Genomic DNA, 21,894 nt, shown 5'->3' with positions numbered 1-21,894 from the left:
GGCGAGGTTCCTCCACAATGTCGATCGCCAGGTGCAGAGTGCGCAAGGCCGGACAGATTTACTGCGCACCTTGTACAGTGCACTCGGCAGACGAATGGGAGATCTGTACACCCTGCTCAGGGAATCGGTGAGGCGAGATGATCGATGACCTCGACGCCCGGTTGATCGGGCTGCTGACCGCCGAGCCGCGCATCGGCGTCCTGGAGTGCTCCCGCCGGCTGGGTGTGGCGCGCGGCACCGTGCAGGCGAGGCTGGACCGGCTGCAGGAGCGCGGGGTCATCCGCGGGTTCGGACCGGCCGTCGACCCGGCCGCGCTGGGCTACCAGGTGACCGCGTTCGTCACCTTGGAGATCCGGCAGGTGGGCGGGCATGATCCCGTCGCCGCGCGGCTGGCGGCCATCCCCGAGGTCATCGAGGTGCACACGATCACCGGCGGCGGCGACATGCTGTGCCGCATCGTCGGGCGGGGCAACCAGGATCTCCAGCGCGTCATCGACCTGATCGTCGACGTGGAGGGCGTCCAGCGGACCTCCACCGTCATCGCGCTGGCCACGCCGGTGCCGCAGCGGACGCTGCCACTCGTACGGGCCGCCACGCGGCCGTGACCGCACGCGTCAATGACCGCACGCGTCATCGCCCGTACGCCGCCGGCGTACGGGCGATGACGCGCGTCAGGTCTGATCGTCTCGACGTTGCGGGATCGATCCGGGATTTCGGCCGGTGTCACCGGGGGTGCGACCGGCCGTCGGGAGAACGGAGGCCTCAGCCGCCGACGTACGGCGTGGCGTCGAGGATCTCGACCTCCATGCTCCGGCCGTTCGGCAGGTTGTACTTGGCCTTCTCGCCGACCTTCTTGCCGTTGATCGCGGCACCGAGCGGGGACTTGGGGGAGTAGACGTCGATCGGGGCGCCGCTCTCCTCCCGGGAGGCCAGCAGGAACGTGACCTCCTCGTCGTCACCGACGAACTGCACGGTCACGGTCATTCCGGGGCCCACCACGCCTTCGGTGCGCGGTGCCTCACCCACGCGGGCGTTCTGCAGGATCTGCTGAAGCTGGAGGACACGGCCCTCCTGCTTGCCCTGCTCCTCCTTGGCCGCGTGGTATCCACCGTTCTCCCGCAGGTCCCCTTCCTCGCGGGCGGCCTCGATCTTCTGCGCGATCGCGATCCGGCCCTCACCCGTGAGGTAGTCCAGCTCTGCCTTGAGCCGGTCGTACGCCTCCTGGGTCAGCCAGGTGACGTTCTCATCGCGGGTCTCGGTCACGGGTACTCCTCATCCACAGGATGTGCGGCCGTTGAACTCTCTAGGCTACCGGCACTTGAACGTGAAGTAGCCGAGCGTCGAGAGCTTTATGCCGTTATGACGTTCATGTTTGTTCCCCAGTGGGGAGCCCTTTTTAACCTACGCGGCAGTCGTTGACGGTCACCGATGTGGCCCGTGATGAAGTCGGCAGCTCCTGGTGCCTCTCCACACTGCCGGTACCGGGCGGAACGGTCACCTCGGCCCGGCCGAGCTCGGAGTGGTCGGTGGCGTACGCGACCAGGGCGCAGCGCACGTCATCGCCCTTCGGCTTGCTGATCTGGTAGTGCACTCGCACCGAGTGATCCGCCAGCTGGAAGGAGATGACCTCCGGGGTGATCCCCGGCCTGCCCTCCGAGAAGCCCACGATGATCGCCCAGCCCACGGCGCAGACCGCCACCAGGAGGCCGATGACCGCGTAGGCCACCTTGTTGCCCTTGCGGACGGCCGCGGGGTCGCCCGTGCCGGCGGTGTCGGGGTCGCCCGTGCGGGCGGTGTCGGGCGTGCTCATCGGCGTCGCGGCGTGGCCGCCTCGGGGGTCGCGCCGAGGTCGAACACCGCATCCCTCCCTCGAAATGTCGGTGGGGCTCGTTACCGTGGCCCCGCCCGGGAATCTTCGTGCGGGGGGCCGGTGTTCTCCGGAAGAATCCACCTGGCGGGAGCGGCCTTCGATGACCGGGGCCACCCGCGCGACGACTACGACCTTACGCTGACGGGGAGCCTACGTTGTCCGAGAGATCGACCGGTACGGAGCCGTTGCGCCTGATGGCCGTCCACGCTCACCCGGACGACGAGTCCAGTAAGGGCGCCGCCACGATGGCGCGCTACGCCGCCGAGGGCGTCGAGGTCCTGGTCGTCACCTGCACCGGCGGCGAGCGCGGGGACATCCTCAACCCCGCGATGGAGAAGCCGGAGATCAAGGCCAACCTCGCGGCGGTGCGCATGGAGGAGATGGCCAAGGCCCGGGAGATCCTGGGCGTGGAGCAGCAGTGGCTGGGCTTCGTCGACTCGGGGCTGCCCGAGGGCGACCCGCTGCCGCCGCTGCCGGAGGGCTGCTTCGCCCTGCAGCCGATCGAGGTCGCGAGCGAGCCGCTGGTCCGGGCGGTCCGGGAGTTCCGGCCGCACGTGATCCTGACGTACGACGACAACGGCGGCTATCCCCACCCCGACCACATCATGTGTCACAAGGTCTCGGTGGAGGCGTTCAACGCGGCGGGCGACCCCGACCGGTACCCCGGCACCGGCGAGCCGTGGCAGCCGCTCAAGCTCTACTACCACCTGACCTTCCACCAGGAGCGGTTCCAGGCGGAGCACACGGCGATGATCAAGGCCGGGCTCGAGTCGCCCTACGCCGAGATGCTCCAGCGCTGGGAGGACCGTCCGCTCCAGTGGGAGATCACCACCCGCGTGCCGTGCGCCGACTACTTCGACGTCCGTGACCAGGCGCTCCTCGCGCACGCCACGCAGATCGACCCGAACGGGCCGTTCTTCGCCTGCCCGACGGACATCAAGCGCGAGGCATGGCCGACCGAGGACTACCATTTGGCGCGTTCCCTGGTCGACACGGAGCTGCCGGAGGACGACCTGTTCGCCGGCGTCCGGGAGAAGGTGTGCCTGACATGATGTATCTCGCGGTCAACGAAGACCAGGTCACCCCCGGGGTGGTGGCCTTCTTCATCGTCGCCGCGCTGGGCCTGACGCTCTTCTTCCTGATCCGTTCGATGAACCGGCACATCCGGAGGATCGAGGCGCCCAGCGAGGACGAGCTGCGGCAGGCCGACTGGGAGCGCCGGCAGAAGAAGAGCGTCCCGTCCGACGCGGACGAGCGCAAGGCCTGACGTCTCCCGCAGGACCTCCCGTCCGGAGTACCGGCCCTCGGCGTGACGAGGGCCGGTGCATCCCGACAGGCAGGCGCGCCATGCCCGGCCGCTGCGTCGGGTGAGGTCGCGGCGTCTGGCAGGCCAGGGCGCCGGTGCGCGTCGGGTCCGGCCAGGGCGTCGCTTCAGGCCGAGGCGGGCACCCGTTGGACCGGGGATCGGCCCCGGAGCCGGTCGACCGCGCCGGCCAGCCCGGCTCCGACGACGATCACGGCCAGTCCGGCGACCGCGTCGGCGATGTAGTGGTTGGCGGTCCCGATGACGACCGCGAAGATGAAGACCGGATAGGCCACGGCCAGGATCCGCAGCAGGCGGCGGGTGGTGTTGCGCGCGACCTGCCAGCCGCACCAGGCCGCCCAGCCCACATGCAGGGACGGCATCGCCGCGAACTCGTTGGTCAGACCGCCCAGCCCCTTGGGCGCGCTGGCGTCCCCGGACCACCAGCCCCATTCGTGGTACTTCGCGAGCGTGTCGACGAAGCCCGGCAGCATCCGCGGCGGGGCCGTCGGGAACAACGAGAAGCCCACCAGCCCGAGCAGGGTGGCGGCGACCAGCGTCGTACGAGCCCGCGCGTACTGCCAGGGGCGCCGCTTCCACAGCCACACCAGCACGACCGGCGTGACCACGTAGTGCAGGGTCGCGTAGGCGTACGACATCGCGACCCCGACGACCGGCAGGCCGGAGACGGCGTGGTTGACGACCCGCTCGTGGGCGAGGTGCAGCGTCCGCTCCAGGCCGAGCACGTGATGCGCGTCGGCGAACGCCTGCCCGTGGCCCGCCGCCACCAGCATCCGCATGCCGTCGTACATCAGGTACACGACGAAGAGCAGGAGTACCTCGCCCCACCATCGGTTGCGGGGGCGTGTCGAAATCGTGGGAAGTGCCGGGGGCGGTGCCGTGTACGCCCGGGGAACTTTGGTCACCAACGCGGGACCCCCTCCGCCGTCGTGCCTCTGTCCGAGGACTGTCCGTACCCTCCTGCACCGGTGTTATGTGTAACGTACATCTACCTGGTTCATTCCCGACGCCCAGGGCCTCCGGTGCGTCTCCCGAGCGGGCTCTCAGGACGCGTTCAGGTAGTACTCAACTCAGCAGGTCACTATGGAGGGGTGACTGAAGCGCGACTTCTCGTGGTCGAAGACGAGCCCAACATCCTCGAACTGCTGTCCGGCAGTCTGCGCTACGCGGGATTCGAGGTGGCGACGGCGACCGGCGGCACCGAGGCCGTCCAGGTCGCGCTGCAGCGTCGACCCGACCTGATCGTGCTGGACGTCATGCTGCCCGACATGGACGGCTTCGACGTCATCCGCCGGCTGCGCGGCGGCGGGGCCCACATCCCGGTGCTGTTCCTCACCGCACGGGACGCCACGCAGGACAAGATCCGCGGGCTGACGCTCGGCGGGGACGACTACGTCACCAAGCCGTTCAGCCTCGAGGAGGTCATCGCCCGCATCCGCGCCGTGCTGCGCCGCGCCCAGGGCGGTCCCGCCGAGCCACCGCCGCGCCTCAGCTTCGCCGACCTCGAGCTGGACGAGGAAAGCCACGAGGTCTGGCGGTCGGGCAAGCCGATCCAGTTGTCGCCGACCGAGTTCAAGCTGCTGCGCTACTTCATGACCAACGCCAACCGCGTGCTGTCCAAGGCGCAGATCCTCGACCACGTCTGGGACTACGACTTCCGCGGTGACACCGGCATCGTCGAGTCCTACGTCTCGGTGCTGCGCCGTAAGCTCGACAAGCTCGGCCCCCGCCTGATCCACACGCTGCGCGGTGTCGGTTACGTGCTGCGCCTGCCTCCGGAGCGCTGATGGCCGCCTGGGCGCGGCGCCTGTCCGCCCGGACCCCGTTGCGGATCAAGCTCATCGCCGCGGTCGTCACACTCGTGATCCTGGCCCTCATGGTGGTCGGCGTCGCGAGCGTCTCGGTGATGCGCGACTACCTGCTGGGCCGCACCGACCTGCAACTGGAGGACCTGCTCCACCGGAGCGAACGCTCCCTGGCCCAGCCGGGCAAGCCGCTGCCCGGGCAGGGCGGCGGGTCCATCGTCCAGATCCGCGACGCCGACGGCAAGGTGGCCAAGAGCACGTCCGTGTCGCCCTGGGGGATCGTCCAGCCGAATCCCTCGGTTCCGGAGGACACGGCCTGGCTCGACGAGCACACCGACAAGCCGTTCACCGTCGGCGCGGAGTCCGGGGACACCCGCTGGCGGGTGCGCGTCGAGCCGGCCGGGACCGGTTACATCGTCGTGGCCATCGACATGACCGAGGCCGGGCGTACGGTGCGCAGGTTCGTGGGTGTGGAGTTGGTCGTCGGCAGCGTCGTCATCGTCCTCATCGCCGGACTCGGCATCGCGATCGTGCGCGCCAGCCTCCGCTCCCTCGAGGACATCGAGCACACGGCGGCCGCCATCGCGACCGGCGACCTGTCACGCCGGGTCCCCGACGCCGACCCGCGGACGGAGGTCGGCCGCCTGGGCGACGCGCTCAACGGCATGCTCGCCCAGATCGAGACGGCCTTCCACGCGCAGGCGCGGTCGGAGGCGACCGCCCGCGAATCCGAGGAGCGCATGCGCCGCTTCGTCGCCGACGCGAGCCACGAACTGCGCACGCCGCTGAGCGTGATCCGGGGGTTCGCGGAGTACTACCGGCAGCGCGACGACGTCGACCGCGCGGAGCTGGACCGGCTCATCGTCCGGGTCGAGGACGAGGCGGTCCGGATGGGCGCGCTCGTGGACGACCTGCTGCTCCTGGCCCGGCTCGACCAGCAGCGTCCCCTCGCCATGCGCCCCGTCGACCTGCTCGCCCTGGCCGCCGAGGCCGTGCACGACGCCCGCGTCCTCGACGGCGAGCGGAAGATCACCCTTTCCGTACGCAGCGGCTCGGCGTTCATCGTGACCGGGGACGAACTGCGGCTGCGGCAGGTCATCCGCAATCTGCTGACCAACGCGCTGCAGCACACCCCGGCCGGCACGCCGGTCGAGGTGACGGTGCACTCCGGGCGGCTGGGCGACTCGCCGGCGGCCGTGCTGGAGGTCGCCGACCAGGGTCCGGGCATGCCACGGGAACAGGCGGAGCGGGTGTTCGAGCGGTTCTACCGGGCCGATCCCGCCCGCAGCCGCGGCGGCACCGGCCTCGGCCTGGCGATCGTCGCCGGCCTCGTGCACGCGCACGCCGGTACGGTCGAGGTCGAGACGGCACCGGGCGACGGCGCCACCTTCATCATCACCCTCCCGCTCGACCCGGACGCGGTCGAGGCGGACCCGGCCGAGACGGTCTCCGCCTAGGGGGTGTCCGGTCTTCGGCTTTTACCAGGGCCTTATTGCGCTAATTCTCAGGTTGGGCTCAGCGTCGTTCAAGACGCGGTGGACATCCTCGAAGTGTCAGACAAAGTACCGACTTTGGGGGACGAAGCCATGGAAACCCACGACCGGCCCGCGGACGAGCGTCCCGAGGAGTCGCAGCCCGGGACGACCCCGTCCGTGGAGTCACAGACGGGTTCCTCGTCCACATCCGAAGCGCAGCCCGACGACGTGCGCTCCTGGCCGCCGTCCGAGTCGCAGCCGGCAGAGGAGCGGACCGAGCCACAGAACCCGGTGCCGTCGGCGGCCGCCGAGGCACCGGCCGAGCCTCCGGCGCAGGGGCCGCAGGGCGGCCAGGACGAGCACCCGTACGGCGCGCGGCCGGAGGCGGCGGCCTACGGAGTGCACGCCGAGCAGCCGCACGGCGCGGGCGCCGCGGCGTACGGAGCGCAGGCCGAGCACGGCGCCGGCGCCGCGGCGTACGGCACGCCCGGCCAGCAGCCTCCGCAGGGGCCTGGAGCGTACGGATCGCCGTACGGCGCGCAGCCGGGCCCGTACGCGTACCCCGCCCAGCCGCAGCAGCACCCCGCCGGCCGGCTGACGGCGCGGCGCAAGGTGGCCGCCAGCGGCATCGCCCTGGCCCTGGTCCTCGCCGGGGGACTCGCCGGAGGCGCCGTGGCGGCGCTGGTCGACCACGGCCGGACCGTGTACGCCAGCCCGACCGCCGTGCAGGGGGCGTCCAACAAGAGCGTCACCGGCATCGCGGCCATCGCCCAGGCGGTGCAGCCGAGCGTCGTGTCGATCACGGTGACCACCCAGACCGCCGAGGGCGAGGGCTCCGGCATCATCCTTCGCTCCGACGGCGTCATCCTGACCAACAACCACGTCGTGGCCGACGCCACCCAGGGCGGCCAGATCACGGTGAACTTCAGCGACGGGAAGAAGGCCTCGGCCACCGTGCTCGGCACCGACCCGGCCACGGACCTGGCCGTGATCAAGGCATCGGGGGTCTCCGGGCTCAAGCCCGCGACGCTCGGCAGCAGCGACCGGCTCCAGGTCGGCGACCCGGTCGTGGCGATCGGCAGCCCGCTCGGCCTGGAGGGGTCGGTGACCTCCGGCATCGTCAGCGCGCTGCACCGCACCCTGAACGAGGGCGGCGACCAGCAGCAACAGCAGCCCGGCTTCCCCGGCTGGGGCCAGCAGGGCCAACAGCAGCAGAGCAGTTCGGGAGCGACGATCGGCGACGCGATCCAGACCGACGCGGCGATCAACCCGGGCAACTCCGGTGGTCCGCTGGTGAACGCCTCCGGCCAGGTCATCGGCATCAACACCGCGATCGCCACGTCCGGCGGCAGCAACGGCAACATCGGCGTCGGGTTCGCGATCCCGATCGACACCGCCAAGCAGGTCGCCGACCAGCTCATCAAGTCCGGCAAGGCCACGCACGCCTACCTCGGCGTCTCGCTGTCCGACGCGGCCGGCGACCAGCAGGGCGCGCTCGTCGCCGGCGTCCAGAAGGGCACCCCGGCGGCCGCGGCCGGACTGCAGGAGGGCGACGTCGTCACCCAGGTCGACGGCAAGACCATCGCGGACTCCCAGACCCTGTCCGCGGCGATCCGCGGGCACCAGCCCGGCGACAAGATCTCGCTGACCTACCTGCGGGGCGGCAGCAAGCACACGGTGAGCGTGACGCTCGCTTCCAACTCGGGCAGCTGACCCGAGCGACGAGGGCCCGGCGGGGGAACCAGCCAGGCGGCCCGGCGGAGCGGTCCCGAACGAGGGACCGTCTCGGCCGGGCCGTTTGCGTCCTGGCACCGCCCGACCGCCGAGAGCCGCCAGACGAGGCGCCGTGTGCCGTCGCCCGTCGGGCAGGCGGTGTCCGACGGGCCTGGGGCACCGGGAAAGCCTTCGTTCCGGGAGGTCGTCGGGGCCGTTGCGCGTCGGGGCGGGCGGGGTCCGACGGGCGTCAGGCGCCGGGGAAGGGCTCCATTCAGGGAGGTCGTCGGGGCCGTTGCGCGTCGGGGCGGGCGGGGTCCGACGGGCGTCAGGCGCCGGGGAAGGTTCCGTCCGGGAAGCCGTCCGGGCCGTTGCCCGTCGGCAGCACGACCTTGTCGCCGGAGGACAGGCCGCCGGTGATCGCCACGTAACGGTCGCTCCGGACCCCGAGGTTCACCGTCCGCGTGACGCCCCGTCCGTCGTGTCGTACGAGCACCGTGGCCCTGCCGTCGGGCGCGGTCCGCACCGCGTTGGCGGGGACGTACAGCACGCTCTGGGCCTGTGCGGTCACGACGTCGACGGTCGCGCTCATGCCGACGAGCACGCCGTCCGGCGGGTCGTCCAGGGAGATGTTCACGCCCACCCGCGCCAGGTTGCCGCTGGTGGTGGCGGCCGGGTCGATGCCCGTCACCTTCCCGGTGTACCGCCCGTTCGGCGACATCCCCAGCCCGATCGTCGCCTGCTGGCCGACCTTGAGCCGATCCACGTCACCGAGTGAGAACAGGGCCCGTACCTGCAGGTCGTCCAGGTCGCCCAGCGTGAGGAAGCCGCTCTTCCCCGAGCCGGTCTGGTCGCCGACCGCTCCCGCGATCGAGAGCACGGTGCCCGCCATCGGCGCCTCGAGGGTGGTGTCGGACAGCGTGCGTTCGGCCTGCCGTACGTTGACCTCCGCCTGGGTGACCTTGGCGGCGGTCTGTTCGGCGGCGTTCGGCTGGCAGCCGCCGCCACCGCCCGTGCCGGAACGACCGCCGGCCGCACCGGGACGGCCACCGCCCGCGCCGGTCCTGCCGCCGGTCTTCGGGCGGCCGCTCGGCTTCGGGTGCCCGGTCGGCTTGGGACGTCCGGTCGGCTTCGGGCGGCCGGTCGGTGTCGGGTGCCCGGTGGGCGTGGGGTGGCCGGTCGGCCGCGAGTGGGTGGGCGAAGGCGTCGGCGTCGGCCGCGTGGGGGTCGGCGTGGGTGTCGGGGTGGGCGTGGGCGTCGGGGTGGGTGACGTGCTGGTGGGCGTCGGGGTCGGCTTCCGCGTCGGCCGCGGACGCCGGAAGCCGGCCGTCCGCACCGTCGTTCCGGACGCGCTCCCCGTGCCTCCGCTCGCGGCGTTCCCGCCCGCCGACCCGTTCGACGCGCCGCCGCCCGTGCCGCCGGAGCCCGCGCCGCCGCCGGCGCAGACGCCCTGCAGCGCGTCGGCGTAGGTCTGCTGAGCCGCCGTGAGCACGGCCTTCGCGACGGCGACCTGTTCCCGGGCCGCCGTGTCGTCGAGCCGGGCGAGGACCTGGCCCGCGTGCACCCGGGTGCCCGGCGTGACCTCGATCTCCTGCACCGTTCCGGAGGTCCCGAAGACGAGTTCGCGGGTGTCGGCGCTCCGTACGGTGCCGGCGGCGCCGGCGGTGGCCGTCACGGTCCCGCGCCGCACCACGGCGTACGCCGTGCCGGCGGCGGTGGAGTCGCCGAAGGCCACCACCCCGGTCGTGAGCATGAGCACCGCACCGGCGGTGAGCCACGGTGGCCTTCGGAGATCGCGTATGGTCGGGCGGTTCACGCGCGGAATCCTGCCGGATGAAGGTCACAGGCACCCGAGCCCATCCTCAAAGTTCCCTGAAGACGGCCTCTCCGATCGCGATCGGCCACTGGTCGTGGCCTCGGAGCCCGTGCCCCGGCCGCACGAGCTCACAGAAACCTCTCAGGATCGGATCAGGTTCGCCCAAGCAGTCTCCGGGACGCTGTGGCGGTGAAATCCCTCCTCCGACGTCGTGGCGTGCTCATCAACGGCGCTCTGGCCGTTCTGCTCGTGGGCGGTGCCGGGGTCGCGTACTTCTCGCTGAGCGATGACGCGGGCGCGTCGTCCCCGGGCCGGACCGTCCAGGTGAGCCGTGGCACGGTGGTCGCCTCGGTGTCGGCCTCCGGCGCGGTGGCCAGCGCCCGCTCCCAAGACCTCTCCTTCGCGACCAGCGGTACGGTCGACAAGATCAACGTTCAGGTGGGCGACAAGGTCAAGAAGGGCCAGGTACTCGCCACCGTCGACGACGCGAACGCCCGGGACGACCTCGAGGCCGCGCGCGCCGCCCTGAACGCCGCCGAGGCCGGCGACACGTCGACCGCCTCGGGCTACTCCTCCTACATGCAGGCGAAGACCTCCTACAACAGCGCCCAGCGCGCCCTCGACGGCACCGAACTCGTCGCGCCCTTCAGCGGCACCATCGTCGCGGTCAACGGCACCGTCGGCGGATCCTCCAGCGGTTCGAGCAGCTCTTCGAGCAGTTCCTCCGGGTCGTCGGGCTCCAGCGGATCCGGTGGTTCCGGCGCCGGTGGAGCGGCCGGCGGCTCGTCGGGTTCGGCCGGCTCGTCGAGCGGTTCCGGCGGTGGGTTCATGACCATCGCCGAGACCTCGAAGCTGGTGGTCACCGGCGACTTCACCGAGGCCGACGTCGCCAAGCTCAAGAAGGGCCAGAGCGCGACCGTGACCTTCGACGCGGTCCAGAGCGCCCAGGCGTCCGGCAAGGTCACCGCCATCGACCAGACCGCGACCACCTCGAACAACGTCGTGCAGTACGGCGTCACCGTCTCGCTCACCGACCCGCCCGCCGGGCTCCGCATCGGGGCGACCGCAACGGTGCGGGTGACGACGGCGCGGGCGGAGAACGTGCTGTACGTCCCGACCGCCGCCGTCCGGACCGCGGGCGGCCGCAGCACGGTGACCGTGCTGCGGGGCGGCAAGCAGGTCGTCCAGGTCGTGCAGGCCGGCGTCCAGGGCGACCAGGGCACCGAGATCACGTCGGGTCTCAAGGAGGGCGACCAGGTCCTGATCGCGCTGAGCTCCACGGCGGGCAGCGGCGGATTCCCCTCGGGTCGCTTCCCCGGCGCCGGTGGCGGTGTCGGCGGCGGCTTCGGCGGCACCCGCGGCGGAGGCCGGGGGTGACCGTTCTCGACGTCCAGGACGTCACCAAGGTGTACGGGGCCGGCGACACGGCGGTGCACGCGCTGCGCGGTGTCCGCCTCGCCGTCGACGAGGGCGACTACGTGGCGATCATGGGCGCGTCCGGCTCGGGCAAGTCGACGCTGATGAACATCCTGGGCTGTCTCGACATCCCCACGGGCGGCCGGTACCTCCTCGACGGCATGGACGTCGGCGCGCTCGACGACCGGCGGCTGGCGATCCTGCGCAACCGGCGCATCGGGTTCGTGTTCCAGTCGTTCAACCTGATCCCGCGGATGAGCGCCCTGGCCAACGTCGAGCTGCCGCTGGCGTACGGCGGCGTCAAGGCCGCGGAACGGAGGCGGCGGGCGCTGGCCGCGCTGGAGCAGGTCGGCCTCGCCGACCGCGTCGGGCACGAGCCGAACGAGCTGTCCGGCGGACAGCAGCAGCGCGTCGCCGTCGCCCGCGCGCTGGTGACCTCGCCGGCGCTTCTACTGGCCGACGAGCCCACCGGCAACCTCGACACCCGCTCCACGGACGACGTGCTGGGCGTGCTCGACCGGCTCAGCACCGACGGCCGCACCATCGTGCTGATCACCCATGAGGACGACGTCGCGGCGCGCGCCAAGCGGGTGATCCGGCTGGTCGACGGCCGCATCGTCGAGGACCGGCGCGCGGCGCCCGTGGCCGGCCCGCCGCCCGGACCGATGGGGACGGGGGTGTGGCACCGATGACGCTGGAAGTCCTCAGGTTCGCCCTGCGCGGGCTGGCCGCGAACAAGCTGCGCAGCGGCCTCACGACCCTCGGCATCCTCATCGGCGTCGGTGCCGTGATCATGCTGGTGGCGGTCGGGAACGGCTCGTCCCAGCAGGTGCAGAAGAACATCGAACGCCTCGGCACCAACACCCTGACCGTCATGCCGTCCACGTCGGGCGGGCGCGGGGGCGGTGGCGGGGGCGGCGGGTTCGCCCGGCTGCTCCGCGGGGCCGGCAGCGCGGCGCAGCAGACCGGGCCCCGCGCGCAGGCCAAGAGCCTGACCGTCGAGGACGCCCGCGCGCTGGCCGACACGACCGACGCCCCCTCGGTGAAGAGCGTCTCGCCCGTGGTCACCGCGTCGTCCGCCAACGCGACGTACGAGGGGACCGCCCACGCGATCCAGCAGTTCGTCGGCACGTACCCGGCGTACTTCGAGGCGTCGAACGACCCGGTGGCCCAGGGCACGTACTTCACCGACGACGACGTGTTGAACGGCCGCAAGGTCGTGGTCATCGGGAACACGGTCGCGCAGGACCTGTTCGGCACGGTCGACCCGCTGGGCAAACAGATCACCGTCAGCGGGGTGAACTTCACCGTCGTCGGCGTGCTGAAGACCAAGGGCTCGTCCGGCTTCCAGGACGCCGACGACGTCGCGATCGCACCGCTGCCGGCCGTGCAGCAGAGCCTGACCGGCTACGGGGCGCTGAACCAGATCGTCGTGCAGGCCAAGTCGCCGAAGACGGTGGACGCCGCGCAGTCCGAGGTGACCGACATCCTCAACCAGCGGCACGACATCTCCGGGTCCAACACCGCCGACTTCCAGATCATGAACCAGGCGAGCCTGCAGTCGGCGATCAGCAGTAGCAGCCGGACGTTCACCGTGTTGCTCGGCGCGGTCGCGGCCATCAGCCTGCTGGTCGGCGGCATCGGGATCACCAACATCATGCTCGTCACCGTCACCGAACGGACCCGGGAGATCGGCATCCGCAAGGCCATCGGGGCGCCGAGGGGCGCGATCCTCGGCCAGTTCCTCGTCGAGGCCACCGTCCTCAGCCTCCTCGGCGGGTTGCTCGGGGTCGCCGCGGGCGTGATCGGCAGCCAGTTCAAGGTGCTGGGAGTGCAGCCGGTGATCGTGCCGAGCTCGATCGCGCTGGCGCTGGGCGTGTCCGTCGCGATCGGGCTGTTCTTCGGCAGCTACCCGGCCAACCGCGCGGCCAAGCTCCGGCCGATCGAAGCACTTCGCCACGAATAACACGCATAGGGAGAGACTGTGCCTGGAACACGGCGCAAGGGCGGCGACGCACCGGTCGACGAGGTGCCGCCGGAGGAACTGCTGCGCACCTCACCATTCGACGGGAACCTCGCCGAAGAGCTGGCGGCCGCGGAACCGCGCAAGGAACGCCGGGTCCCCTCGGCCACCCTGTTCCTGGCCGCCGGGGTACTGATCGTCGCCGGGTTCGTCGGCGGCGTGCAGGCGGACCAGCACTGGGGCAAGAAGCAGACCCCCGCCGGCTTCGGGCAGTTCGCCCGCGGCGGGCAGAACGGAACCGGCTTTCCGGGCGTGGGCGGTGCGGGCGGTGCCTTCGGCGGCCGAGGCACGCAGGGCGGCGCGCCGGGTCAGCGTGGCGCGACCGGTCAGGGCGGCGCGCCGACCGGCGGCTCCGGCGCGGAAGCGGCTCCCGGCGGCGGGACGACCGGCACCGTCAAGCTCGTCGACGGCGACATCATCTACGTCCAGACCGCCAACGGGATCGTACGCGTGAAGACGACCGGCTCCACGAAGGTCTCGGTGACCAAGAGCGCCAAGGCCAAGGACCTCAAGGCCGGCGCCTCCGTGGTCGTTGAGGGCACGCCGGGCCAGGACGGCAGCGTGACCGCGACCACGGTGACCCAGCGCCCCTGAGGAACCTACGGCGGGAACCGGTGCCCGGCCCCACGGCCGGGCACCGGGACCGGGCCGCGTACGGCGCGGGACCGGACTACTTACGGCCGGGCACCGGGCCGGGGGACGTCCGGTGGAGGTCTGTCCGGCCGGGCGGAGATCCGCCGGACCCCCCTCGGCTCAGCTCGCCGAGGGACGGGGGGAGAAGGTCGGGAGCAGCGGCTTGCAGGTCTTGAGCGCGGCCGCCACCTTCGGATCGGACGTCTTCAGCCCACCGAGGTAACGCATGCCCGGAGACGGACGGGCGCCCGGCGTACGGTTCGCGTCCGGCGACCGCACGGCCCCCGGCGTCGGGGTCGGCAGCGTCACGCCGTGGTCCTTGAGGCAACTGCGGAACGCCTGCAGCTCCTGCATGCCCTGGCGCTGTCCCTGCGGGGCGAGCGACTGGCAGGCGTCCCGCGCCTCCTGACTGATATTGCCGAAGCCGCGACCGAACCCGCCGCCCTGCCGCCCCGGCTGACCGGAGGGCCGTCCGCTGGGGCGGGCCGTCGGGATGTTCACACCGTGCTGACGGAGGCAGGCGGCGTAGGCCGCGAAACCGTTCGCACCCGTCTTACCGGCCGGTCCGGACGGCGAGGACGCCGCCTTGCCGCCGGAGGATCCGCAGCCCGCGCAGACGGCGAGCACGGCCACCGAGGCCAGCATCGCTCCGCCATGGAGGATTCGCATGGGCCGCGATGATGGCCGATCTTCCTGGAGCCCGCCTTCGGCCTGGCTGAAAGGTTCCTCCAGGTGCGACCGCCCCGGCGCACACCGCCGCGCCACGGCCGGTCGGCCTGCGGCGCCGCGCGGCCGGTCCTCGCTATCGTTCGAGCCTGAAATGTCGCCGCCGCTCAGGAGCCCGCTGATGCCACACTCGCCGAAGGTCTTCGCCGGCGTCGAGGTGATCCCGCTCTGCGACGCGGTGGGCCCCATGGGGCCCGCGCTGCGCAGGCCGCTGGATGAGACGTTCCTCGGCGCGACCGCCGCGGACTGGGCGGTGGTGGGCCGGGAGGAGTGGGTGCTGCACTTCCACTGCCACCTGCTGCGCGACCCGACCGGCCGTACGATCCTGGTCGACACGGGGGTCGGCGGTACGGAGTCACCGGCCGCCGGGTGGGCGCCCGTGCCCGGCGCGCTCATGGCCGAGGTCGCCGCGGCAGGGGTGCGCCCTGAGGACGTCGACGCGGTGGTGCTCACCCACCTGCACAGCGACCACGCCGGCGGTGCGGTCGTGGACGGCCTGCCCGCCTTCCCCAACGCGCGGTACATCATCCAGCGGGACGAGCTCGACTGGGTCCGCGGACCCGTACTGGAGCAGGTCGTACGCCCGCTGGGCGACGCCCTCGAAGTGGTCGACGGCCTGGTCGAGATGACCTCGGGCATCACCGTGGTGCCCACGCCCGGCCACACGCCGGGACACCAGTCGGTCGAGGTCGGCCCGCTGGTACTGAGCGGCGACGTCCTGCACCACCCGGTACAGCTGGTGAACCCCGCCATCCGCTACGCGCACGACGAGGATCCCGAACGCGCCGCGGCCACCCGCGCGGCGCTGCTGGAACGGGTCCGGAGGCGTTCCAGCACCCTGGCCACGGCCCATCTCGCCGAGCCCTTCACCACCCTGACGCCATAGCGCCGTGCCGGTCCCCGGAAGAACCGGCTGACGCGGGCGGTACACCCGCGTCAGGCGCCGAACGGCCGCACCTGCCACCCGGGAGCGGCGGCGGCCGGCGGCTCAGAAGGTGATGTCGCCGTGGACGTCGCGGGCCTGGACGGTACCGCTGACGGTGCCCCGGACCGACTCGTCCGGGACGAGGGCGCGCTCGGCGCGGGCGACCCAGTGGCGGATCTGCGCGGCCCCCTGCGGATCACGGGCGGAGTCGGCGATGAGCGCCTCGGCCAGCGCCCGCATCGAGTCCGGGTCGCCGGGGCGCTCACCGAGACGCTTGGCCGCCTCGACCGAGGTGCTGCGGCGGCCGAACACGCGCCGTACGACCGAGGTCAGGTCGTCCCACAGCTGTTCACCGACCTTGCCGGTGGTGCCGTCGAAGATCTTCGACAAGAGAGTCACGAGCGCTGAGACCGAGACCGGATCCACTGTGCACACTCCGACCGTTGTTCGACCCTGCCGACAGGTTAAGTCCTGGGCCGGGTCCGCGTCGGTCAACGCGCCAGGCGAGATCGATACGGTGGGGATGAGACGCACCGACCGACCGGCGGGACCACCCATGAATCGACTCAAGGACGCCACGAGTCCGTACCTGCTGCAGCATGCGGACAACCCCGTGCACTGGTTCCCCTGGGGGGACGAGGCGTTCGAGGAGGCGCGCCGCAGAGACGTGCCGATCCTGCTCAGCGTCGGCTACTCCGCCTGCCACTGGTGCCACGTCATGGCGCACGAGTCCTTCGAGGACGAAGCGACGGCGGGGCTGATGAACGACCTGTTCGTCAGCGTCAAGGTGGACCGTGAGGAGCGTCCCGACGTCGACGCGGTCTACATGGAGGCCACTCAGGCGATGACGGGCCAGGGCGGCTGGCCGATGACCGTGTTCATCACGCCCGGCGGGGAGCCGTTCTACTGCGGCACCTACTTCCCCAGGCCGCACTTCCAGCAGCTCCTGCGCGCGGTGGCGCAGGCGTGGCGGGACAAGCGCGACGACGTCATCGCGCAGGGGCAGAAGGTCGTCTCCGCCCTGTCCGAGCAGGCCGCGCTCGGCGGCGAGGGCGCTCCGGCCCCGGACGTGCCGGAGGCCGCCGTACGGGACCTGGCGCGGACGTACGACCAGGCGAACGGCGGATTCGGCACGGCGCCGAAGTTCCCGCCGTCGATGGTGCTGGAGTTCCTGCTGCGGCACGCCGCGCGTGGCGGCGACGGCCTCGCGGTCGCCGCGGGCACGCTCGAGGCGATGGCGCGGGGCGGCATGTACGACCAGCTCGGCGGCGGGTTCGCCCGCTACTCGGTGGACGAGCGCTGGGTGGTGCCGCACTTCGAGAAGATGCTGTACGACAACGCCCTGCTGGCCCGCGTGTACGCCCACTGGTGGCGGCTGAGCGGCGGTCCGCTCGCCCGCCGGATCGCCCTGGAGACCTGCGACTGGATGCTGCGGGAGCTGCGCACGCCGGAGGGCGGGTTCGCCAGCGCCCTGGACGCCGACAGCGAGAACGCCGAGGGCCGCCCCGAGGAGGGCGCCTACTACGTCTGGACACCCGGGGAGCTGGCCGGGGTGCTCGGCGAGGAGGACGGCGCGTACGCCGCCGGGCTGTTCGGCGTGACCGAGGCGGGCACCTTCGAGCACGGCGCCTCCGTCCTGCAGTTGCGCGCGGACCCCGATGACGCCGAGCGGTACGCGCGGATCCGCGCCGCGCTGCTCGACGCGCGGTCCCGGCGGGTCCCGCCGGGCCGCGACGACAAGGTCGTCGCCGCCTGGAACGGCCTGGCGATCGCGGCCCTGGCCGAGTGCGGCGCGTACTTCGACCGGCCGGACCTCGTCGCCGCCGCCGAGGAGGCGGTCCGGCTGCTCCGGGAGACCCACTGGCGGGACGGGCGGCTGCTGCGGACCTCGCGCGCCGGCAGCCCCGGAACGAACGCCGGGGTCCTGGAGGACTACGCCGACCTGGCCGAAGGGCTCATCGCGCTGTACGGCGTGACCGGCGACGCCGGCCACGCGCGGTTCGCCGGAGAGCTGCTCGACGTCGTCCTGGAACGCTTCCCCGACGGGCGCGGCGGCTTCTACGACACCGCCGACGACGCCGAGCGCCTGTGGAAGCGCCCGCAGGACCCGACGGACAACGCGACGCCGTCCGGCCGGTTCGCGGCGGCGGGCGCGCTCCTGTCGTACGCCGCGCTCACCGGTTCGGCCCGGCACCGGGAGGCGGCTCTGGCCGCCCTCGGCCCGGTGACGCCGATGGCGCAGCGCCACGCCCGCTTCGCGGGCTGGGGGCTCGCGGTGACGGAGGCGGCCCTCGCCGGTCCGCTCGAGATCGCCGTCGCCGGTCCGGCGGAGGACCCGCGCACCCGGGACCTGCACCGGGCCGCGCTGCTCAGCCCGCTGCCCGCGGTGGTCGCGGTCGGCGCCGGAGTGCCGCTGCTGGAGGGCCGGGCGCCCGTCGACGGGCGACCCGCCGCGTACGTCTGCCGCGACTTCACGTGCCGGCTCCCGGTCACGGAGGTCGGCGCCCTCCAGGAGCAGATTCGGGCGGCCTCCGAGCGGTGAGCGGCCCACCCGGAAGCCCACTCATTGGAATCTCTGTCAATAAAGATCAGCCCTGGGCTTGATCTTTCGTTTACGGCCGTGTTACCTCAGAACAGGCGCCCGCCTGTCAACGGGCGACAGCAGTGGCTTATGAGGCATATGGGGCTCTGGACGACCATCGCCGTCGTAGGTCATAGTCGTACAACGCACTGGGGAGTGAGGGAGGGCGCCGTGCGCTGGCCGAGCCGCCGCATGCTTCCGACGGTCGTTGGCCTTTCGCTGGCCACCACCATCGCCGCGGATCTGGCGATCGTGGCCGGCGGGCCGTTCCACGCTCCGGCCGTACGGCTCCCCGGCGGGCGCTACGTCGCCGCGGCGGACAGCACGAGTTACCGGGTCGCGGCGCTGCAGAAGACGATCACGCCGCACCTGCTGATCGCCTCCCCGCAGACGCTGCCCGCCGACGCGGTGGCGAAGGTCCGCGAGGCGAAGGGCGTCAAGGCCGTGGAGGTCGTCGACGCGGCGCGGGCGCTCGTGGGCGGCAAGCGCGTGGGCGTGCTCGGCGTCGAGCCCTCGACGTTCCGCGCCTACACCCCCGAGGCGAGCGCCAAGTCCGACGCCCTGTGGAACAACATCGCGGGCGGCGACGTCGCGATCTCCTTCACGATGGGCCAGGACGGCGGCATCCCGCTGGCGTCCCAGACCCAGATCGGCGGGCAGGCGCACCAGACCTCCGTGCGGGTCGGCGCCTACGCCACGATGGGCATCGACCAGGTCGACGCGGTGGTCTCGCACTACACCGCGCAGACGATCGGCATGCCGTCCGACAACGCCCTGCTCGTCAGCGCCCCGCACGCCGACCTCGCCAAGCTCCGTAGGCAACTGGCCAAGCTGCTGCCCAAGGGCACGAAGATGGCCACCCTGGAGTCCCGGTTCGACGGCCCGACCGTCCCCGGCGGCACCGCCGGCGCCCCGGGCCGCGTGATGACGGCCGACCAGGTCAACACGGTGATCCGGGCCGCCGAGTCCAAGATCGGTATGCCGTACGTCTGGGGCGGCGAGTCCGACCGCGAGGGCGGCTACGACTGCTCCGGCCTCGTCCAGTACGCCTTCGCCCAGGCCGGCATCAGGATGCCGCGGACGGCCGACATCCAGGCGTTCACCGGCTGGCGGCTGCCGTACAGCCAGGCTCAGCCGGGCGACCTGCTGACCTGGAAGAACGACCCGACCTTCAACGGCGTCTCGCACATCGCGATCTACATCGGCAACAACAAGATGGTCGTCGCCCGGCACACGGGCACCCGGATCCAGATCCAGGACGTCTACCTGTCCAACTTCTGGGGCGTCATCCGGGTCAACCCCCAGCTCGCCTCCACCAAGGCCTGACCGCCGCGCGCCGTCTGACCGGGGAGCACGCGACCTGACGCGTGCCGCCTGAGGCGGCACGCGAGGTCAGATGGGGCAGCCGGCGGTGAGGTAGTCGAGGCCGTGGTCGAGCAGCGCCAGGATGTCGTCCTCGCCGCCGTTCTCCACCCAGGCCAGGAGTGTCGTCTCCCACACGGCGATGAGCGCGGCGCCGAACGCCCGTAGCTCGAAGTCGCCGGCGGGACGGCCCAGCCGCTCGGCGAGCGCCTCGACGATCCTGTCCTGGGTCTCCCTGGTCTGCTCCCACTGGCGGGCGCGCAGGGCCGGAACGGCCAGCATCAGGCGGCTCCGGTCGAGGATCCGCTGCCGGTCGGCGGCCAGCATCTCGCCGATGAGCTCGCGGAGGACGTTGCGGAGCGCCTCCGTCGGGGACAACTCCGGAGGCTGCGCGCGGAGCGCCTCGAGGATCAACGGATCGTACTCGTCGGTGAGGACGGTGTCCTCTTTCGTCGGGAAGTAGCGGAAGAACGTGCTGGGGGACACCTCCGCCGCCTCGGCGATCTGCTCGACGGTCGTCGCCTCGTAACCCTGCTCCTGGAAGAGCCGGAGCGCGTGCTCCTGGATGGACCGCCGGGTCTTCAGCTTCTTCCGTTCCCGCAGGCCGAGGCGTTGTTCGAGAGACCGTTCAAGCGGAGACGTACTCATGCGTCGATTGTCCGTTACCCATGGCCTCGTCGGCACCTCGACGCGGCAGGAGGATCAGCGCGAGCAACGCGGAGAACATCATGATCCCGGCCCCCACCAGGAGCGTGACGTCCATGCCGTGGGCGAACGCCGCCCGTGCCGAGTGCAGCAGCCGTGGGTCGTGCAGGCGCTCGGCGACCGCCAGCCCGCCTCCGACCTTGGCCCGGGCCGCCTCGGCCGCCGCGGACGGCAGCCCGGCGACGTCCACCCGCCCGTGGTATCCCGCGGACAGCAGGCTGCCCAGGACGGCGGCGCCGAGCGCCCCTCCCACCATGCGGAGGGTCATGACGACGGCGGATCCGACGCCCGCTCGCTCGGCCGACAGGGCGCTCATGGCCGCGTTCGTCGCCGCGGGCAGCATCAGTCCCATCCCCAGGCCCGCGACCGTCAGCCAGCCGGCGGCGAGACCGTAGCCCGATCCGGCGGTGGTCGTCGCGCCGAGCACCATTCCGCCGGTGATCAGCAGGCCGCCGAGGGCGATGGTGAGGCGCGGGCCGATCCGCTTGACGAGCGGTGCGCCGAGGCGGGCGGACACCACCAGCCCGCCGATGAGAGGCAGCAGCCGCAGCCCGGACCCGAGCGGCGTCGTCGCGAGCACCGCCTGGAAGTACTGCGGGGCGACGAACAGGACACCGAACATGGCGAACGTCAGCAGCGTGGCCGGGACGACCCCGCCGGTGAACCGCCGGTCGGCGAACAGGCGCAGGTCGATCAGCGGATGGGCGACGTGCCGGGTCCAGGCGACGAAGGCGACGAGCGCGACCGCGCCGGCCGCCATCACGCCCCACACGCCGGGGCTGGACCAGCCGTACTCGTCCTCCTGGATTGTGCCGTACACCATGGCGACCAGGCCGCCGGTCGACAGCAGCAGTCCGGCGAAGTCCGGCCGGGGGGCGGAGGCGGCCCGGGACTCGGGGATCAGGATGAACCCCAGGACGAGGGCGACCGCCGAGACGGGGACGTTGATCAGGAAGATCGAGCCCCACCAGAAGTGGTCGAGCAGGTAGCCGCCGATGATCGGCCCGAGCGGCAGACCGAGGAAGGACGCGGCGGCCCAGGCGCCGAGGGCCTTCGGCCGCTCCTCGGGCGGGAAGACCACGACCAGCACCGACATGGCGAGCGTCGTGATGGCCGCCGAGCCGATGCCCATGAGCGTGCGGGCCGCGATCAGACCGGCGGGGCTGGAGACCAGTGTGGCGATGAGCGAGCCGACGAGGAACAGCGCCAGGCCGCCGAGCAGCGTCTTCTTCCGGCCGTACCGGTCGCCGATCAGCCCGGCGGGGATGAGGAGGGTGGCCGAGACGAGGGTGTACGAGGCGATGATCCACTGCAGCGCGCTCGTCCCCGCGCCGAGCTGCGCGGACAGCGTGGGGAGGGCGATGTTGAGCGCGGTGAGATCGAGGCTGACGGCGAGCAGGATGACGACGAGGGCGGCGAGCACCCACCACCGCCGACCGCCGAGTGAGGTCATGATGGTGACTCCCTAATGATTGTTGCACTGAAATGACAGTAACTCTCAGAATCGCGACGCTGTCAAC

At 72.0% G+C, this 21,894-nt stretch carries 21 protein-coding genes; 13 read left to right on the top strand and 8 right to left on the bottom strand.

The genetic code is table 11. From position 1 onward, the window contains the following. The first annotated feature begins 137 nt into the window (after window positions 1-137). On the top strand, window positions 138-605 hold the full coding sequence (locus tag AB0L00_RS07825) for an Lrp/AsnC family transcriptional regulator (protein ID WP_364429907.1): 468 nt from the start codon (window positions 138-140) through the stop codon (window positions 603-605). A gap of 157 nt (window positions 606-762) precedes the next feature. On the opposite strand, the gene greA is transcribed toward AB0L00_RS07825, so the two are convergent. Further along, a complete protein-coding gene (greA, locus tag AB0L00_RS07820) occupies window positions 763-1,263 on the bottom strand; it encodes a transcription elongation factor GreA (RefSeq protein ID WP_345354465.1) in 501 nt (166 codons plus the stop codon). A 133-nt stretch (window positions 1,264-1,396) separates the two neighbouring features. Then, a complete protein-coding gene (locus AB0L00_RS07815) occupies window positions 1,397-1,810 on the bottom strand; it encodes a DUF4307 domain-containing protein (RefSeq protein ID WP_364429904.1) in 414 nt (137 codons plus the stop codon). Window positions 1,811-2,064: 254 nt separating this feature from the next. Between AB0L00_RS07815 and mca the strand changes: the two genes are divergently transcribed. Both mca and AB0L00_RS07805 read left to right on the top strand, forming a co-directional pair. Beyond that, window positions 2,065-2,922: a mycothiol conjugate amidase Mca gene (gene mca / locus AB0L00_RS07810; RefSeq protein WP_364431575.1), complete on the top strand. Its 858-nt coding sequence runs from the start codon at window positions 2,065-2,067 to the stop codon at window positions 2,920-2,922. Next, window positions 2,919-3,137 (top strand): hypothetical protein, encoded by a 219-nt coding sequence (locus tag AB0L00_RS07805; protein ID WP_364404670.1) that lies wholly within the window; start codon window positions 2,919-2,921, stop codon window positions 3,135-3,137. Before mca ends, AB0L00_RS07805 begins: the two co-directional genes overlap by 4 nt. Before the next feature lie 164 nt (window positions 3,138-3,301). On the opposite strand, the gene AB0L00_RS07800 is transcribed toward AB0L00_RS07805, so the two are convergent. Continuing rightward, window positions 3,302-4,099 (bottom strand): phosphatase PAP2 family protein, encoded by a 798-nt coding sequence (locus tag AB0L00_RS07800; protein WP_364429901.1) that lies wholly within the window; start codon window positions 4,097-4,099, stop codon window positions 3,302-3,304. A gap of 186 nt (window positions 4,100-4,285) precedes the next feature. Here AB0L00_RS07800 and AB0L00_RS07795 point away from each other — a divergent pair, with 186 nt between their 5' ends. From AB0L00_RS07795 to AB0L00_RS07785, 3 genes are all read left to right on the top strand, one after another. After that, complete coding sequence (locus AB0L00_RS07795; RefSeq protein WP_345354458.1) at window positions 4,286-4,981, top strand: response regulator transcription factor; 696 nt, start codon at window positions 4,286-4,288, stop codon at window positions 4,979-4,981. Then, window positions 4,981-6,456, top strand: a complete 1,476-nt coding sequence (locus AB0L00_RS07790; RefSeq protein WP_364429898.1) for a HAMP domain-containing sensor histidine kinase — start codon at window positions 4,981-4,983, stop codon at window positions 6,454-6,456. The genes AB0L00_RS07795 and AB0L00_RS07790 overlap by 1 nt, the downstream gene beginning before the upstream one ends. Window positions 6,457-6,585: 129 nt before the next feature. Then, window positions 6,586-8,187: a trypsin-like peptidase domain-containing protein gene (locus tag AB0L00_RS07785; protein ID WP_364429895.1), complete on the top strand. Its 1,602-nt coding sequence runs from the start codon at window positions 6,586-6,588 to the stop codon at window positions 8,185-8,187. Window positions 8,188-8,515: 328 nt separating this feature from the next. On the opposite strand, the gene AB0L00_RS07780 is transcribed toward AB0L00_RS07785, so the two are convergent. Beyond that, a complete protein-coding gene (locus AB0L00_RS07780) occupies window positions 8,516-10,003 on the bottom strand; it encodes an efflux RND transporter periplasmic adaptor subunit (protein WP_364429893.1) in 1,488 nt (495 codons plus the stop codon). Window positions 10,004-10,192: 189 nt separating this feature from the next. Here AB0L00_RS07780 and AB0L00_RS07775 point away from each other — a divergent pair, with 189 nt between their 5' ends. The 4 genes from AB0L00_RS07775 to AB0L00_RS07760 are packed head-to-tail and all read left to right on the top strand — an operon-like array spanning window position 10,193 to window position 14,036. After that, complete coding sequence (locus tag AB0L00_RS07775; RefSeq protein WP_364429890.1) at window positions 10,193-11,380, top strand: HlyD family efflux transporter periplasmic adaptor subunit; 1,188 nt, start codon at window positions 10,193-10,195, stop codon at window positions 11,378-11,380. Beyond that, complete coding sequence (locus AB0L00_RS07770) at window positions 11,377-12,111, top strand: ABC transporter ATP-binding protein (RefSeq protein WP_364429887.1); 735 nt, start codon at window positions 11,377-11,379, stop codon at window positions 12,109-12,111. Before AB0L00_RS07775 ends, AB0L00_RS07770 begins: the two co-directional genes overlap by 4 nt. Further along, window positions 12,108-13,385, top strand: a complete 1,278-nt coding sequence (locus AB0L00_RS07765) for an ABC transporter permease (RefSeq protein WP_364429885.1) — start codon at window positions 12,108-12,110, stop codon at window positions 13,383-13,385. Before AB0L00_RS07770 ends, AB0L00_RS07765 begins: the two co-directional genes overlap by 4 nt. An 18-nt stretch (window positions 13,386-13,403) precedes the next feature. Then, window positions 13,404-14,036 carry a hypothetical protein gene (locus AB0L00_RS07760; protein WP_364429882.1) on the top strand — a complete coding sequence of 211 codons (633 nt, stop codon included), beginning with the start codon at window positions 13,404-13,406 and terminating at the stop codon, window positions 14,034-14,036. A gap of 159 nt (window positions 14,037-14,195) precedes the next feature. Here the strand turns inward: AB0L00_RS07760 and AB0L00_RS07755 are convergent, their stop codons facing one another. Next, complete coding sequence (locus tag AB0L00_RS07755; RefSeq protein ID WP_364429879.1) at window positions 14,196-14,744, bottom strand: hypothetical protein; 549 nt, start codon at window positions 14,742-14,744, stop codon at window positions 14,196-14,198. A 178-nt stretch (window positions 14,745-14,922) separates the two neighbouring features. Here AB0L00_RS07755 and AB0L00_RS07750 point away from each other — a divergent pair, with 178 nt between their 5' ends. Beyond that, entirely contained in the window at window positions 14,923-15,687 is a 765-nt protein-coding gene (locus AB0L00_RS07750) for an MBL fold metallo-hydrolase (RefSeq protein WP_364429877.1), read from the top strand. A gap of 102 nt (window positions 15,688-15,789) precedes the next feature. Here the strand turns inward: AB0L00_RS07750 and AB0L00_RS07745 are convergent, their stop codons facing one another. Then, window positions 15,790-16,116: a hypothetical protein gene (locus AB0L00_RS07745; protein ID WP_364429874.1), complete on the bottom strand. Its 327-nt coding sequence runs from the start codon at window positions 16,114-16,116 to the stop codon at window positions 15,790-15,792. A gap of 166 nt (window positions 16,117-16,282) precedes the next feature. Here AB0L00_RS07745 and AB0L00_RS07740 point away from each other — a divergent pair, with 166 nt between their 5' ends. Both AB0L00_RS07740 and AB0L00_RS07735 read left to right on the top strand, forming a co-directional pair. Beyond that, complete coding sequence (locus tag AB0L00_RS07740) at window positions 16,283-18,268, top strand: thioredoxin domain-containing protein (protein WP_364429871.1); 1,986 nt, start codon at window positions 16,283-16,285, stop codon at window positions 18,266-18,268. Window positions 18,269-18,478: 210 nt separating this feature from the next. Continuing rightward, a complete protein-coding gene (locus AB0L00_RS07735) occupies window positions 18,479-19,633 on the top strand; it encodes a C40 family peptidase (protein WP_364429868.1) in 1,155 nt (384 codons plus the stop codon). A 66-nt stretch (window positions 19,634-19,699) separates the two neighbouring features. Here the strand turns inward: AB0L00_RS07735 and AB0L00_RS07730 are convergent, their stop codons facing one another. Both AB0L00_RS07730 and AB0L00_RS07725 read right to left on the bottom strand, forming a co-directional pair. Continuing rightward, complete coding sequence (locus AB0L00_RS07730) at window positions 19,700-20,317, bottom strand: TetR family transcriptional regulator (RefSeq protein WP_364429865.1); 618 nt, start codon at window positions 20,315-20,317, stop codon at window positions 19,700-19,702. Then, a complete protein-coding gene (locus AB0L00_RS07725; protein ID WP_364429862.1) occupies window positions 20,298-21,827 on the bottom strand; it encodes an MFS transporter in 1,530 nt (509 codons plus the stop codon). The genes AB0L00_RS07730 and AB0L00_RS07725 overlap by 20 nt, the downstream gene beginning before the upstream one ends. Window positions 21,828-21,894 lie beyond the last annotated feature (67 nt).

It is taken from the genome of Actinoallomurus sp. NPDC052308 (assembly GCF_040679195.1).
Lineage (GTDB): Bacteria > Actinomycetota > Actinomycetes > Streptosporangiales > Streptosporangiaceae > Actinoallomurus > Actinoallomurus liliacearum.
This window is presented reverse-complemented; position numbering and strand designations above follow the sequence as displayed.

Bases quoted from the DNA above. Each gene is read 5' to 3' on its own strand.
- AB0L00_RS07825 (WP_364429907.1), top strand. From the start codon at position 138: ATGATCGATGACCTCGACGCCCGGTTGATCGGGCTGCTGACCGCCGAG.
- AB0L00_RS07815 (WP_364429904.1), bottom strand. From the start codon at position 1,810: ATGAGCACGCCCGACACCGCCCGCACGGGCGACCCCGACACCGCCGGC.
- mca (WP_364431575.1), top strand. From the start codon at position 2,065: ATGGCCGTCCACGCTCACCCGGACGACGAGTCCAGTAAGGGCGCCGCC.
- AB0L00_RS07805 (WP_364404670.1), top strand. From the start codon at position 2,919: ATGATGTATCTCGCGGTCAACGAAGACCAGGTCACCCCCGGGGTGGTG.
- AB0L00_RS07790 (WP_364429898.1), top strand. From the start codon at position 4,981: ATGGCCGCCTGGGCGCGGCGCCTGTCCGCCCGGACCCCGTTGCGGATC.
- AB0L00_RS07785 (WP_364429895.1), top strand. From the start codon at position 6,586: ATGGAAACCCACGACCGGCCCGCGGACGAGCGTCCCGAGGAGTCGCAG.
- AB0L00_RS07765 (WP_364429885.1), top strand. From the start codon at position 12,108: ATGACGCTGGAAGTCCTCAGGTTCGCCCTGCGCGGGCTGGCCGCGAAC.
- AB0L00_RS07755 (WP_364429879.1), bottom strand. From the start codon at position 14,744: ATGCGAATCCTCCATGGCGGAGCGATGCTGGCCTCGGTGGCCGTGCTC.
- AB0L00_RS07750 (WP_364429877.1), top strand. From the start codon at position 14,923: ATGCCACACTCGCCGAAGGTCTTCGCCGGCGTCGAGGTGATCCCGCTC.
- AB0L00_RS07740 (WP_364429871.1), top strand. From the start codon at position 16,283: ATGAATCGACTCAAGGACGCCACGAGTCCGTACCTGCTGCAGCATGCG.
- AB0L00_RS07730 (WP_364429865.1), bottom strand. From the start codon at position 20,317: ATGAGTACGTCTCCGCTTGAACGGTCTCTCGAACAACGCCTCGGCCTG.
- AB0L00_RS07725 (WP_364429862.1), bottom strand. From the start codon at position 21,827: ATGACCTCACTCGGCGGTCGGCGGTGGTGGGTGCTCGCCGCCCTCGTC.